Below are 14,860 nucleotides of genomic sequence, written 5' to 3'. Positions count from 1 at the left end.
AGATGCGGACCGGGCTCACCACATCGGTAATCTTGCATGCGGTGGCGCTCGCCCTCGGGTTATTCACGCTGACGTCGCCGGCTGCGCTGCCGGCGGCCGATGTGGAATCTGTCTCGGTCGACATCGTGCCGACGGAAGCTGTGGCGCAGGTGCTGCAAGGCGACAAGAAGGCGGTGATGCATGACAAGCCGGCGCCGGTGCCGACCCAGCGTCCCGACATCATTCCCGCTGCCCAGAAGATCGGCGAGAACAGCGTCGATACCGACAAGCCGATAACGCCCGAGGCCAAGCCGAAGCCGGTCGACATGACGTCGGCGCCGCCGCCGGCACCAACGCCGGTCGAGAAGCCGAAGCCCGAGGACGTGCCGAAACCGCAGGAAAAGCCGAAGCCGATTCCGGCGACGGAAGTGGCGCCGGAGCCGCAGCCGAAGGAAGAGGTCAAGCCCGAGCCGGTGAAGCAGACGGAACCCAAGCCGACGCCGGCCAAGGAGCCAACGCCTGCGCCGCCGGAGGACAAGACCGCCGCGATCGAGCCGAAGCCGGAGGTCAAGCCCGACGCCGTTGCCGAGGCCATTGCCCAGGAGCCGCCAACCGAGACGACGCAACTGCCGGACTCCGCACCGGCGCCGGAAGCCCGCCCGAAGCCGAAGCCGGCGCAGGCCGAAAGCGCCAAGGCGCCGGACCGCAAGGACGCCGAAAAGCCGGTCAAGGAGGCCTCATCGAAGCCCAAGTCCGAGGACAAGCAATTCAACGCCGACGAGATTTCCGCCATGCTCGACAAGCAGAAGCCGTCAGGCGGCGGCGCCAAGCGCTCGACCCAGCAATCGTCGCTCGGCGGCGATAAAGATCAGGGCGCGAAGCTTTCCAAGTCGGAGCAGGGAGCGCTGGAAAGTCAGCTCGGTGGTTGCTGGACCCTGCCGGTCGGGCTCGAGGGTTCCGAGAATTTCGTCGTCGTGGTCCGGTTCAATCTGGACACCTCCGGCAAGCTCGATGGCCGTCCGTCTGTCGAACAGTCGAGCGGCAATCGCCAATTCGACGAAAGTGCGGTGCGCGCGGTGCAGAAATGCGACATGGCCGGCCTGCAGGTTCCGGCCGGCAAGCAGGACATCTGGAGCGACATCCGGGTCACCTTCGATCCAAGGGAGATGCTTGGCCTCTAGGCCTGGCGTCCACACAATCAAAGAAGAGAAGCGAGAAGATATGAGATCTTTCCTCAAGCCGCTCCTGACGATTGCAGCGATGGCGCTGGGCATGACGGCCGCGGCTCCGCTGCCGGCGTGGGCGCTCGTCGAGCTCAACGTCAACAAGGGCAATGTCGAGCCTCTGCCGATCGCCATCACCGATTTCCAGGGCGGCGACGCGCTGGGGGCGGAGATCTCCGACATCGTCAGCGCCGACCTCAAGCGTTCGGGTCTGTTCGCGCCGATCGACAAGAGCGCCTTCATCGAGAAGATATCCAATCCCGACGCCCAGCCCCGCTTCGACGACTGGAAGGTGATCAACGCGCAGGCGCTGGTGACCGGCAGCGTCGGCAAGGAAGCCGACGGCCGCATCCGTGCCCAGTACAGGCTGTGGGACACCTTTGCCGGCCAGCAGATGTCGGGCGAGCAATTCTTCGCCAACGACGCCAACACCAGGCGCGTCGCCCATATCATCGCCGACGCCATCTATGAGAGGCTGACCGGCGAGAAGGGCTATTTCGACACCCGCGTCGTCTTCATCGACGAGTCCGGCGCCAAGAACGCTCGCAAGAAGCGCCTGGCGATCATGGACCAGGACGGCGCCAATGTGCGCTACCTCTCGGACGGCCGGGCGATCGTGCTGACGCCGCGTTTCTCGCCGAACCGGCAGGAAATCACATACATGTCCTATGAGAGCGGCCAGCCGAAGGTCTACCTGCTGCAGATCGAGACCGGGCAGCGCGAACTGGTCGGCAATTTCCCCGGCATGACGTTTGCGCCGCGCTTTTCGCCTGACGGCCAGAAGGTGATCATGAGCCTGCTGCGCGACGACGGCAATTCCAATATCTTCGCCATGGATCTGAGAAGCCGCTCGACCACCAGGCTGACCAATTCGACCGCCATCGACACCTCGCCGTCCTATTCGCCCGACGGCAGCAAGGTGGTCTTCACCTCCGACCGTGGCGGCCGCGCGCAGATCTATGTGATGGGCGCCGACGGCTCGGGCCAGACCCGCATCTCGTTCGGCGACGGTGTCTATTCGACCCCGGTGTGGTCGCCGCGCGGCGACCTCATCGCCTTCACCAAGCAGACCGGCGGCGAGTTCCAGATCGGCGTCATGAAAACCGACGGTTCCGGCGAGCGCATCCTGTCGTCAGGCTTCCAGCAGGAAGGCCCGACCTGGGCGCCGAACGGCCGCGTGCTGATGTTCTTCCGCGATGCCAATGGCGGGCCGAAGCTGGTTTCGGTCGATCTTACCGGCCGCAACGAACAGTCGATTCCGACGTCGAACTTCGCCTCGGACCCGGCCTGGTCGCCCTTGCTCGAATAGGCTGAGCCGCGAAGTATACCTTGCTCCAGTTGCAAGCCGGCAACGGCGTCGGAAAAGCCCCATTCTGGGGCTTTTTTCACGCCTTGGTCGCGTTTCGGCCGCATTTCCGCCTACCGTCCGCGCACATTGTGGCGTTCGGCCATGACGGTTGCGGACGGCAGCCGAAACCAAATTTTAACCGTGTTTCTTGAATGCCGGTTAACCCAAACGTGGTTACTGGGTGATCAACGAAATCACTCGAAATGCGAAGGAGAGGCGGCATGGGCCGTATCGCAGCACTTACTCGAAACCCGGTGATGATCGCGCTGGTCGCGATGCTCGCCATTGCCGGTTGCGCCTCGAAGAAGACCCCGAACAGCGCTGCCGATCTCGGCCTTAACGGTGCTGGCGCGGCGACCCCCGGATCGGCGCAGGACTTCACCGTCAACATCGGCGACCGCATTTTCTTCGACACCGACTCGTCCTCGATCCGCGCCGACGCGCAGACGACGCTTGCCCGCCAGGCGCAGTGGCTGAACCAATACAGGCAGTATGCCATCGTCATCGAAGGCCATGCCGACGAGCGCGGCACGCGCGAATACAATCTGGCGCTTGGCGCCCGCCGCGCCGCCGCCACCCGCGACTTCCTGGTCGCCAAGGGTGTCTCGGCGCAGCGGCTGAAGACGATTTCCTACGGCAAGGAACGTCCAGTCGCGGTCTGCGACGATATCTCCTGCTGGTCGCAGAATCGCCGCGCCGTCACCACGCTGGGCGGCGCCGGTTCCTGATCGGCAAAAATACAACACACCTGTGCGAAAGGCGGCCTCGGGGCCGCCTTTTTCATGTGCAGCTTCGATATCCCTTGGCCAAACAAAATTTGGCCGAAGTCTCAGGCCCTGCTATGACCCGAGGGCGCTTGGTCCCACTCTGATCGGAAGGGCGCAACAGACCAACGATTTTCACGGCGAGAGACATAATGCATTTCAGAACGGTCCTGAGCGGCACGCTTGCGCTGCTGCTCGTTTCAAGCATCGCCGCCCCGGCAAGCGAGACCGGGCAGCCAGCAGGCAGCGGGTTCTCCTTCCACCTGCCGACGCTGGGCATTTTCGGCCAGAAGAAAAAACCGGACCAGCAGCAGGTGGCGCAGCAGGATCCTGCCGGCGCCACCGGTCTGGAAGACCAGCTCCGGCAGATGAACGGCAAGATCGAGGAACTCAATTTCCAGATCCTGCAGATGCAGGAGCAGATGCGCAAGCAGCAGGAAGACAACGAGTTCCGCTTCCAGCAGCTTGAAGGTGGCACGCAGGGGGCCCAGCAGCCGCCGGCACAGAAGAAGTCGGAAGCGGCGCCGGAGAATACCGACAACAGCGTCGCCGAGGCCCCGGCGACGCAGCCGCCTGCCGATACGGCCACGCCGCCGGCGGGTGGCCAGAGCGTCGGCGAGGTCATCGTCGAATCGCAGACCGGCGATCCCGGCAAGGTGATCACCGGCGCGCCGCCGAAGACGTTCGGCACCATCACCGTCGACAAGAACGGCAATGTGGTCGAGGCCGGCGGCAACACGCAGGCGAGCGCGCCGGCGGAGACTGCTGCTCCGGCCGCCGAGGCTCCGGCAACCGGGTCCAAGACCGGCAAGGCCGACGGCACGGTGGTCGCGGCGTTGCCGTCCACCAACAATCCCGACGAACTCTATCGCAACTCCTACCAATTCATCCTGTCGGGCGACTACGGCACAGCCGAACAGGGTTTCCGCGACCACATCAGCCGCTTCCCCAAGGACGCCAAGGCGGCGGACGCGCATTACTGGCTGGGTGAGTCGCTGCTCGGCCAGCAGAAATACCGCGACGCGGCCGAGATCTTCCTCGCCGCCAGCAAGGACTATCCGAAGGCCAAGAAGGCTCCCGACATGCTTTTGAAGCTCGGCGTATCGCTGGTCGGCCTGAAGCAGAACGACGTGGCCTGCGCCACCTTCGGCGAGATCGGCAAGCGCTATCCCGACCTTTCCAGCGCACTCAAGGAACGTATCAAGCAGGAAAGGGCGCTCGCGGCGTGCTGACGCTCGATACCAGGCCTGACCTTACAGGGCCTGACCTTTCGGATTTTTCCAGGATCGACTTTACCAACGGCGCCATTGCAGCCGTATCCGGCGGCAGCGACTCGACCGCCCTCCTCCTTCTCCTCAAAAACCATCTCGACCGCACCGCGCCGGCTACCAGGCTGCTGGCGGTGACGATCGATCACGATTTGCGGCCGGGCTCGGCGGCGGAAGCGCGAGCTGTAGCCAGCCTCTGTGCCGAGCGCGGCATCGCGCATCGCACACTTCGCTGGTCCGGACCAAAGCCGTCGAGCGGCCTGCCGGCCGCCGCGCGCCAGGCGCGCTACCGGCTGTTGGCGCAGGCCGCGCTAGAGGATGGCATCGACCTGATCCTGACCGGCCATACCGCCGACGACCAGGCTGAAACCGTGCTGATGCGGCACGCGCGGGATGAGGGCCGAGGACTTGCCGAAATGGCGGGCCGCGGCCTTGCCGGCATGGCGCCGGCCACCCTCTACGATTGGCGGCACTGGATCGTCAGGCCGCTGCTCGGCGCGCGGCGCGCGGCATTGCGCGCATTCCTGCAGCGCGAGAATGTCGGCTGGGCCGAAGATCCGACCAACGCCGACGTGCATTTCGAACGGCCGCGCGTCCGGGCAGTGCTTGGCGAGGACGATGGCCAGCGATTTGCCGAGGCGATCAGCCTAGCCAGGCGGGTCGCTACCGAGCGCGAAGAACTCGGGCATCGCGCAGCCATACTGATCCGGGATTTTGCCGCCATGCCGACGACCGGGCTCATCCGTCTCGACCCTGCCTTCGCGGCATCGGACGATGCCCCGGCCGCCGTCTATGCCATGCGCATCCTGCTGGCGGCGGTCGGCGGCGTGCCCTTCCTGCCCGACGAGGCGCGCAGCCAGGCGCTGTTTTCCCGGCTGCGGGCCGGACCGCTTTGCGCCACATTGTCGCGGACGATCGTCGACGCGCGGCGCGCCGGCATCTTCCTGCGCCGTGAAGCGCGCGGCCTGCCCTTGGCGGTACCGGCCAGCGGCGATGTCCTTTGGGACGGCCGTCGGCGTATCACATTGGGCGACAGCTCAGGCGCATTGTTGATCGCGCCGCTCGGACAGGCCGCGGCTGCAAAACGGGATATTGCCGAAAACGGCACACCGTCCAGCCTTGCGCGCGCTGCTCGAGCCGCCGAGCCGGCGCTGTGGCGTGGGTCCGAATGCCTGGGTCTTGCGGGCGAGAGCGGCGTGCCGGCGACGGTCGCCACGTCTCCCGTCGTCGCGCCCTTTGCCGGTTTCCTGCCGTCCTTCGATCTGGCGCCCGCCGCAGCCGTTTGCGGGCTGATCGGCGCGCCGCCGGCTCCGGCCCTGCCTTTCCGCGGCCATAGTGCCGGGCGATGATGGGCGAAAGCTTAACCCAGACGTGCTGTTATGCTTGGCAAGGGGAGGCGCTCTCCCTATGTTAGGCTCAAGCTTCCTCTCATCATGTGTGTCCGCGTGCGGGCGCTAACGGGACATTAGATGAATCCGAATTATCGCAACCTTGCGCTCTGGGCGATCATAGCGGTCCTGCTCATCGCCCTGTTCAACCTGTTCCAGACGCCGCAGACGCGGGGCGCCTCGAGCGATGTGCCTTATTCGCAGTTCCTGCAGGACGTCGCGGCGGGCCGGGTCAAGACGGTGACGATCGCCGGCGCCCGCATCTCCGGCACCTACACCGACAGTTCGACCGGCTTCCAGACTTATTCGCCCGGCGACCCCTCGCTGGTCACACGGCTGCAGGACAAGAACGTCACCATCAATGCCCGGCCTGAATCCGACGGCTCCAACTCGCTGTTCGGCTATCTGATCTCGTGGCTGCCGATGATCCTGATCCTCGGCGTCTGGATATTCTTCATGCGCCAGATGCAGTCGGGTTCCGGCCGCGCCATGGGCTTCGGCAAGTCGAAGGCCAAGCTTCTGACCGAAGCGCATGGCCGCGTCACCTTCCAGGACGTCGCCGGTGTCGACGAAGCCAAGGAAGATTTGGAAGAAATCGTCGAATTCCTGCGCGATCCGCAGAAGTTCCAGCGCCTCGGCGGCAAGATCCCGCGCGGCGTGCTTCTGGTCGGCCCTCCCGGAACCGGCAAGACGCTGCTCGCCCGTTCGGTCGCCGGTGAAGCCAACGTGCCGTTCTTCACCATTTCCGGTTCGGACTTCGTCGAGATGTTCGTCGGCGTCGGTGCGTCCCGTGTCCGCGACATGTTCGACCAGGCCAAGAAGAATGCGCCCTGCATCATCTTCATCGACGAAATCGACGCCGTCGGCCGCCATCGCGGCGCCGGCCTCGGCGGCGGCAATGACGAGCGCGAGCAGACGCTGAACCAGCTGCTGGTCGAGATGGACGGTTTCGAATCCAACGAAAGCATCATCCTGATCGCTGCGACCAACCGCCCCGACGTGCTCGATCCGGCGCTGTTGCGTCCGGGCCGTTTCGACCGCCAGGTGGTGGTGCCGAACCCCGACATCGTCGGCCGCGAGAAGATCCTCAAGGTGCATGTGCGCAACGTGCCGCTGGCGCCGAACGTCGATCTCAAGGTGATCGCGCGCGGCACGCCGGGCTTTTCCGGCGCCGACCTGATGAACCTCGTCAACGAGTCCGCCTTGATGGCCGCGCGGCGCAACAAGCGCCTCGTCACCATGGCCGAGTTCGAGGATGCCAAGGACAAGATCATGATGGGCGCCGAGCGCCGCTCGTCGGCGATGACGCAGGCCGAGAAGGAGCTGACCGCCTATCACGAGGCCGGCCACGCCATCCTGGCGCTCAACGTGCCGTCGGCCGATCCGCTGCACAAGGCGACCATCATCCCGCGCGGCCGTGCGCTCGGCATGGTCATGCAGCTGCCGGAAGGCGACCGCTATTCGATGAGCTACAAATACATGGTCTCGCGGCTTGCCATCATGATGGGCGGCCGCGTCGCCGAGGAGTTCAAGTTCGGCAAGGAGAACATCACCTCGGGCGCCTCCTCGGACATCGAGCAGGCGACCAAGCTGGCGCGCGCCATGGTCACGCGCTGGGGCTTCTCCGACAAGCTCGGCCATGTCGCCTATGGCGACAACCAGGAAGAAGTCTTCCTCGGCCATTCGGTGGCGCGCACGCAGAACATCTCCGAAGAGACGGCGCAGATCATCGACGCCGAAGTGCGCCGGCTGATCGACGACGCCTATTCGACGGCGAAGGCCGTGCTGACCAAGAAGAAGAAAGAATGGATCGCGCTGGCGCAGGGGCTGCTCGAATACGAGACGCTCACCGGCGAGGAGATCAAGCAGCTGATCGCCGGCCACAAGCCGGCCCGCGACCTCGGCGACGACACGCCGCCGAGCCGTGGCTCGGCCGTGCCGAAAGCCGGCACCGGCGGCCGCCGCAAGAAGGGCCCCGAGCCCGAAGGCGGCATGGAGCCTCAGCCGTCGAGCTGAGGTTCGGGTAGGAGACTGATTTCGAAAACGCCGCGGCTTGGTCCGCGGCGTTTTTGTTTTGAAGAGGCTATTGGCGGTCTGCCGCAGCTGAAAGTCGTCGTCTGCAAAGATAGCTGGCAATTGCAGATGTCTGCGCCGCCCCTCATCGCCCTGCCGGGCACTTCTCCCCGAATAGTGACGGGGAGAAGGACGCTGGTCGTAGCCTTGGCACGCTTCCTGCCACGTTGGCGATTGGCGAAACCGCCGATGAAGGCGTCGTTCGCCCCGTTTACGGGGAGAAAATGCCGGCAGGCAGATGGGGGGCGGGCGCCAACGTTCGCAATGCTACCCCGGCCTTGAAAGCGGACCAGTCTGTCCAATCGACCTGCTGGCAGCAAAAAGGCCCGCACACTTTGCAGGTGCGCGGGCCTTCGTCGTTAGGGATATTACTGCTCTATCAGCTCTTCAGCTTGGCGTTGCAGAGGCTGTAGAAGCCGCCGCCCTTCTGGATCCACTTCAGGCCGCCCAACGTGTTGGCATCCTTGTTGGCATAGTAAAGTTCGAGGCAGGTGTGCATGCGACCCTTGGCGGGCGTCTCGCCGGCAAACTTCTTCGAGATCGCCGTCGGGAACTTTACGCCCCCGGGCGCTGCAACCGTCGGCTTCTCGGGGTCGCTTGTGTAGGTCGCCTCGTCGGCGGCCGGCACGGTGTCGTCGTCGGAGGCGGAAGCACCGCACTCGCTCTTGCGGAAGTCGTTCCACTTCTTGCCGCCCAGCGAGTTGCTTGCCTTGGCCGCCTGATACTTGGCGCTGCAATCGGCCATGCTCAGGCCCTTGCCGTCTTCGGCGGCTGCCTTGGTCGTCGCCTTGGCGGGCTCCGCCGCGGCCGTGGCGCCGGCGGCGCATTCGGTCTTGCGGAAGTCGTTCCACTTCATGCCGTTGAGGGTGCCGGCGGCCTTGGCGGCCTGGTACTTGGTGCTGCATTCCTTGGCGGTCAGACCCTTGGCGGCATCGTCGTCGCTGGCCGCGGCTGCCTTGGTCGTCGCCTTGGCGGGCTCGGCTGCGGCCGTGGCGCCGGCGGCGCATTCGGTCTTGCGGAAGTCGTTCCACTTCATGCCGTTCAGGGTACCGGCGGCCTTGGCCGCCTGGTACTTGGTGCTGCACTCCTTGGCCGTCAGGCCCGTGGCAGCGTCGTCGTCACTGGCCGCGGCTGCCTTGGTCGTCGCCTTGGCGGGCTCGGCTGCGGCCGTGGCGCCGGCGGCGCATTCGGTCTTGCGGAAGTCGTTCCACTTCATGCCGTTCAGCGTGCCGGCGGCCTTGGCGGCCTGGTACTTGGTGCTGCATTCCTTCGCGGTCAGACCCTTGGCCGCATCGTCGTCGCTGGCCGCGGCCTTGGTGTCGGTCTTGGTCGTCTTCTTGGCCGGCTTGGCGTCGGTCGTCGCCGCCGCGTCGGTGCCGCACTCGGCCTTGCGGAACTGATTCCAAGTCTGTCCGGCAAGTGTTCCTGCATCCTTGGCTGCGTTATACTTGGTGCTACACTCTGCCATGGTCAGCGCGTTGGCCGGCGCCGCCAGGAACAGGGTTGCGACGGCAAGGCCCGTCAGTGTTGCAAGTCTGTGGATGAGCATGGCGTTTCTCCGTTGCTGCCGCCCAGTTTGTCCCTTTGCGGAATCAATAGCTCTCAACGGCTGGTTGCGCCAGATGCTAACTGGCGCGGACGTCGCCGGAAACTGCGTTCTGCCGACAAGGTGATGAAAACGTTGCGGATCAAGGCCGCCGGGCCAGAGTTGCCCGGTGAATCTGCGCCGTTCTGCCCGGCGCGACTGGTCTATTGTGGCGAGACAGTGTCATCGTGGTAGACTGTCGAATCGCTTGAACTACCCGCAACAATGATTTTCTAAGGAATCGTAATACATAATCACGAAATGTGATGTTCGGACGCAGCCCAATTGTGGCAATACGGGCGGCTGAAAAATCGACGGGGACCAAGGCAGGTATGGCAGGGCAGTATTTCGGCACCGACGGTATTCGCGGACGCGCCAACAAATTTCCGATGACGGCGGAGATCGCCATGCGGGTCGGCATGGCCGCAGGCCTGTCGTTCCAGCGCGGCAGCCACCGCCACCGCGTGGTGCTCGGCAAGGACACCAGGCTTTCCGGCTACATGATCGAGAACGCGATGGTGTCGGGCCTGTGCGCCGCCGGCATGGACGTGTTCCTGCTCGGTCCCATTCCGACGCCCGCGGTTGCCATGCTGGTGCGTTCGCTGCGCGCCGATATCGGCGTGATGATCTCGGCCTCGCACAACCCTTATTACGACAACGGCATCAAGCTGTTCGGCCCCGACGGCTACAAGCTCTCCGACGAGATCGAGGAGCGCATCGAGGGGATGCTCGACAAGGATATCGAACTGGCGCTTGCCGATTCCGACGGGCTTGGCCGCGCCAAGCGCGTCGACGGCGTGCATGACCGCTATATCGAATTCGCCAAGCGCACCTTGCCGCGCTCGATGTCGCTGTCGGGTCTCAGGATCGTCGTCGATTGCGCCAACGGCGCCGCCTACAAGGTCGCCCCCGAGGCACTGTGGGAACTCGGCGCCGAGGTGGTGGCCATCAATGTCGAGCCCAACGGCTTCAACATCAACAAGGAATGCGGCTCGACCCATCCGGCCGGACTGCAGAAGAAGGTGCATGAGGTGCGCGCCGATATCGGCATCGCGCTCGACGGCGACGCCGACCGCGTCGTCATCGTCGACGAGAACGGCACGATCGTCGACGGCGACCAGATCATGGCGCTGATCGCCGAGTCATGGCACCAGAGCGGACGACTGGCCGGCGGCGGCGTCGTTTCGACGGTGATGTCCAATCTCGGCCTCGAACGCTTCCTCGGCGACATGAAACTGCAACTGCACCGCACCAAGGTGGGCGACCGCTATGTCGTCGAGCATATGCGCGCGCATGGGTTGAATGTCGGCGGCGAGCAATCGGGCCACATCGTGCTCTCCGACTTCTCGACCACGGGCGACGGCCTGGTCTCGGCGCTGCAGGTGCTGGCCTGCATCAAGCGGCAGAACCGGCCGGTCAGCGAACTGTCGAAGAAGTTCGAGCCGGTGCCGCAGCTTTTGAAGAATGTGCGTATCGCCGGCGGCAAGCCGCTCGAGGAGGCGCCGGTCAAGGCGGCGATCGAGGATGCCCGTCACCGCCTCGGCAAGGCCGGGCGGTTGGTCATCCGTCCTTCCGGCACCGAGCCGCTGATCCGCGTCATGGCCGAGGGCGACGACCCGCAACTGGTCGAGGCGGTCGTGAACGACATCGTCGGGATCATTTCCGAGACCCGCAGCGCCGCCTGACCCCCGGCGCCTTCGACCGGGCGGTGCATAAACAGCCTGCTCCAGATTTTGAAAAGGCTCGCTCTCAGGCGGGCCTTTTTTGTGCCTGCCAGAAACACCCTGCTGCCCGGGAACATGCTCTACTTCTAAAATTCTATAGATTCGTGGTTAACCGACACGGTTAAACGCCTTTTAACCTTTGCAATTCATTATCCACGCCGAGGTCAATCACATTCGGGCGGATACGTCGTTCCGAGGCTTCTTAGGGGTGACAAGCATGTTCAGTACAGCAAGAATGGCACTGTTCGCCGCGCTGTTGGCGGGCGTGGCCGGACCGGTCTTCGCCGCCGATTTCGTGGAACCGCCTCCGGTCGAAGAGGCCCCTCCGCCCGTCGTCGAGGCTCAGCCGGTCGATGTCGGCGGCTGGTACATTCGTGGCGACATCGACTATCACAAGTCGAGTCTGGGCAGCATCGACTACATTACGTACGGCCCGCCACCCGGCAGCAACGACTTCGATTCCGCCGAGCTTAAGGGCGGCTTCTCGCTCGGCGGCGGCGTGGGTTACAAGGTCAACGATTACTTCCGCACCGATCTGACTGCCGACTACTGGTTCAAGTCAGACTTCAACGGTTCGACCTCGGACCTCACCACGACCTCGGTCGAGGTTTCGAAAATGAGCGCCTTCCTGCTGTTGGCCAACGCGTATGTCGATCTCGGAACCTATCATGGCATCACGCCTTACATCGGCGCCGGCATCGGCGGCGCGCGCGTCAAATGGGACCGCGTATACGATCCGAACACGACCGAGACAAACCCCGGGTCAACCAACTGGCGCTTCGCTTATGCGCTCATGGCTGGTGCTTCCTACTGCCTGACCGACAAAATCATCCTCGATGCAGGCTACCGCTTCTCCCATATCCAGGGAGGTCGCATGTTCGAGTTCGATACGACCAGCTCCGGGCCGGGCTTCGACCACGGCATGAATACGCACGAGGTGCGCGGCGGCCTGCGCTATCAGTTCAGCGGGAATAATGGGTGCGCCGCGCCGGTGGTGGCCTACCAGCCCGAACCCGAGCCGATCTACACCAAGTAATCGCTTCGACCATCCTGAAATTCTTGAACCGCCCGGCGCCCGCCGGGCGGTTCTCGTTTGTGGGTCCCGGAAAAAGCCGACCGAAATCAATTCGGTAACGGAGCGTTATCCTTAACCGGCACTTAACCACTATGGTTAACAATGCTTCCTGAAACGGCGCGTGCCATTGCAATGCGCGCCAAGTTCGGGAGCCCGGGGACAATGGTACTCAAATCGCGTATAGCGCTGGCGCTTGCGGCAATCATGCTGATGCCGGTGACGCAGGCGTCGTCGGCCGACTACGATCCACCCATCTATGTCGACCAGGCGCCCGACTATGTGCCGGTCGAGGTCGGTTCGGGATGGTATCTGCGCGGCGATATCGGCTACGCCTTCAGCCATCCGTTCGACCACGAAGAGACCCCTGCCGGGTTCACCTCCAAGAGCAGCCTGTTCGATGGCAGCGTCGGCATGGGCTACCATTTCAATGACTATCTGCGCGCCGAGCTGAACTTCGGCATCCTGCCCACTAACAGGTTCGGTGACAATTTCATCACCACTTGCGACGGCTCGATCACGACAACGGTGACGAATGTCACCACCGGAACCCTTGTCAGCCAAACCAATGCCCCGGCTTCGGCCCCTTGCAATGGCTCGAACATCGCCAACAACAAGGCCTACAGCCTTATGGCGAACGGCTATATCGATCTCGGCACCTATGTCGGGCTGACGCCGTATATCGGTGGCGGCCTTGGGGTCGTCTACAGCAAATACAACAGGGCGATCGGCCAGCGCGACTGCGCCGAAACGACCACCACCAACACCGCCGGCGGCTTCCAGACCGTCGATCAATTCAACTGCGATGATCCCGCGGGCTACGCCGGCGCGGTTGCCTCGAAAGGCAGCTACGATCTCGCTTATGCGCTCGCTGCCGGCGTGTCCTACCAAGTCACCAAGAATGTTTCCGTCGACCTGGGATACGAATATTTCGCGATCCCCGACGCCGAATATGTCGCCTATGACGGCGGCGCCTTCAACATCCATAAGGGCGTCGACTATCAGAGCGTCAAGGTCGGGTTGCGCTACGATCTCTGGTAGGATTGCCAGGCCGACAACGGGACGGCGGATCTTCGGTCCGCCGTTTTGCATTTGCAACCCTGGCTTTCTCTCATCGCACCGGCCAGTATCCTGCCAGCGACAAAAACTTTCCTCTTGACGCCGGAAGCCTGAACGCATATCGCCGTCCGTGGGCCACCCCTCCCCAACGAGGGGCCACTATCTGGAAGGATAGACCACGATGACGACACATACGAAGCCCGGACTCCGTCCGGCAACCCCCAATTTCTCCTCAGGTCCCTGCGCAAAGCGCCCCGGCTGGTCGGTCGAGGCACTCCGGAATGCCGCGCTCGGACGTTCGCATCGCGCCAAGATCGGCAAGACCAAGCTCGAACAGGCGATCGAGCTGACGCGCGAGATCCTCCAGGTACCAGCGGATTACCGCATCGGCATCGTGCCGGCGTCGGACACCGGCGCGGTCGAGATGGCGCTGTGGTCGCTGCTCGGCGAGCGCGGCGTCGACATGGTCGCCTGGGAGAGCTTCGGCTCCGGCTGGGTCACCGACGTGGTCAAGCAGCTGAAGCTCGCGGACGTGCGCAGGATCGAAGCCGGCTACGGCGAGCTGCCTGATGTGACCAGGATCGACTTCGACCGCGACGTGGTCTTCACCTGGAACGGCACGACCTCGGGTGTGCGGGTGCCGAACGGCGATTTCATCCCGGCCGCGCGCAAGGGCTTGACCATCTGCGACGCGACGTCGGCGGCCTTCGCGCAAAGGCTCGATTTCGAAAAGCTCGATGTCGTCACCTTCTCCTGGCAGAAGGTGCTGGGCGGCGAGGGCGCGCATGGCATGCTGATCCTCAGCCCGCGCGCTGTCGAGCGGCTGGAAACCTACAAGCCTTCTTGGCCGCTGCCGAAAATCTTCCGCCTGACGTCGGGCGGCAAGCTGATCGAAGGCATCTTCAAGGGCGAGACCATCAACACGCCGTCGATGCTGTGCGTCGAGGATTATCTCGATGCGCTGCAGTGGGCGAAGTCGATCGGCGGCCTCGAGGCCCTGATCGCCCGCGCCGACGCCAATGCCGCGCTGCTCGATCGCTTCATCGCCAAGTCCTCCTGGCTCGGACACCTGGCCGTGGAGCCGGCGACGCGGTCAAACACTTCCGTTTGCCTCTCCTTCACCGATGCGGATGTCGCGGCGCTCGACGCGGACGGCCAGGCGGCTTTCGCCAAGGGATTGGTGTCGATGCTCGACAAGGAAGGTGTCGCCTACGACATCGGCGCCTATCGCGACGCACCGCCCGGTCTGCGCATCTGGTGCGGCGCGACGGTCGAGACCTCCGATCTCGAGGCACTGCTGCCCTGGCTTGACTGGGCCTTTGCCACGCAAAAGGCGTCGCTGAAAGCGGCTGCCTGAGTTCATTGCGCGGCGGCCTT

The 14,860-nt window shown here is 64.1% G+C and carries 11 protein-coding genes; 10 read left to right on the top strand and 1 reads right to left on the bottom strand.

The features are described 5' to 3' along the window. Positions 1-2 precede the first annotated feature (2 nt). From A6B35_RS01915 to ftsH, 6 genes are all read left to right on the top strand, one after another. Positions 3-1,160 carry a TonB family protein gene (locus A6B35_RS01915; RefSeq protein WP_006200114.1) on the top strand — a complete coding sequence of 386 codons (1,158 nt, stop codon included), beginning with the start codon at positions 3-5 and terminating at the stop codon, positions 1,158-1,160. A 79-nt stretch (positions 1,161-1,239) separates the two neighbouring features. Beyond that, a complete protein-coding gene (gene tolB / locus A6B35_RS01910; protein WP_244425862.1) occupies positions 1,240-2,511 on the top strand; it encodes a Tol-Pal system beta propeller repeat protein TolB in 1,272 nt (423 codons plus the stop codon). 260 nt (positions 2,512-2,771) lie between these two features. Beyond that, positions 2,772-3,278 (top strand): peptidoglycan-associated lipoprotein Pal, encoded by a 507-nt coding sequence (pal, locus tag A6B35_RS01905; protein ID WP_040581995.1) that lies wholly within the window; start codon positions 2,772-2,774, stop codon positions 3,276-3,278. 188 nt (positions 3,279-3,466) lie between these two features. After that, a complete protein-coding gene (gene ybgF, locus A6B35_RS01900; RefSeq protein ID WP_006200111.1) occupies positions 3,467-4,546 on the top strand; it encodes a tol-pal system protein YbgF in 1,080 nt (359 codons plus the stop codon). After that, positions 4,540-5,931: a tRNA lysidine(34) synthetase TilS gene (tilS, locus tag A6B35_RS01895; RefSeq protein WP_006200110.1), complete on the top strand. Its 1,392-nt coding sequence runs from the start codon at positions 4,540-4,542 to the stop codon at positions 5,929-5,931. Before ybgF ends, tilS begins: the two co-directional genes overlap by 7 nt. Before the next feature lie 120 nt (positions 5,932-6,051). After that, a complete protein-coding gene (gene ftsH / locus A6B35_RS01890) occupies positions 6,052-7,986 on the top strand; it encodes an ATP-dependent zinc metalloprotease FtsH (RefSeq protein ID WP_006200109.1) in 1,935 nt (644 codons plus the stop codon). Between the two features lie 436 nt (positions 7,987-8,422). Here ftsH and A6B35_RS34150 read toward each other — a convergent pair whose 3' ends face one another. Next, positions 8,423-9,259, bottom strand: coding sequence for a hypothetical protein (locus A6B35_RS34150; protein ID WP_425312834.1), 837 nt, complete (start codon positions 9,257-9,259; stop codon positions 8,423-8,425). Between the two features lie 701 nt (positions 9,260-9,960). On the opposite strand from A6B35_RS34150, the gene glmM reads away from it, so the two are divergent. The 4 genes from glmM (at position 9,961) to A6B35_RS01865 (ending at position 14,840) form a co-directional block, all read left to right on the top strand. Further along, positions 9,961-11,313: a phosphoglucosamine mutase gene (gene glmM / locus A6B35_RS01880; protein ID WP_006202419.1), complete on the top strand. Its 1,353-nt coding sequence runs from the start codon at positions 9,961-9,963 to the stop codon at positions 11,311-11,313. A 256-nt stretch (positions 11,314-11,569) separates the two neighbouring features. Beyond that, on the top strand, positions 11,570-12,388 hold the full coding sequence (locus A6B35_RS01875) for an outer membrane protein (protein WP_040582825.1): 819 nt from the start codon (positions 11,570-11,572) through the stop codon (positions 12,386-12,388). A 201-nt stretch (positions 12,389-12,589) separates the two neighbouring features. After that, positions 12,590-13,465, top strand: coding sequence for an outer membrane protein (locus tag A6B35_RS01870; RefSeq protein WP_006202421.1), 876 nt, complete (start codon positions 12,590-12,592; stop codon positions 13,463-13,465). Positions 13,466-13,664: 199 nt separating this feature from the next. Continuing rightward, a complete protein-coding gene (locus A6B35_RS01865; protein WP_006202422.1) occupies positions 13,665-14,840 on the top strand; it encodes a phosphoserine transaminase in 1,176 nt (391 codons plus the stop codon). Positions 14,841-14,860 lie beyond the last annotated feature (20 nt).

This window comes from Mesorhizobium amorphae CCNWGS0123, assembly GCF_001686985.1.
Classification (GTDB): domain Bacteria; phylum Pseudomonadota; class Alphaproteobacteria; order Rhizobiales; family Rhizobiaceae; genus Mesorhizobium; species Mesorhizobium amorphae.
The sequence above is the reverse complement of the archived record's forward strand: the minus strand, read 5'-3'. Positions and strand labels throughout refer to the sequence as shown.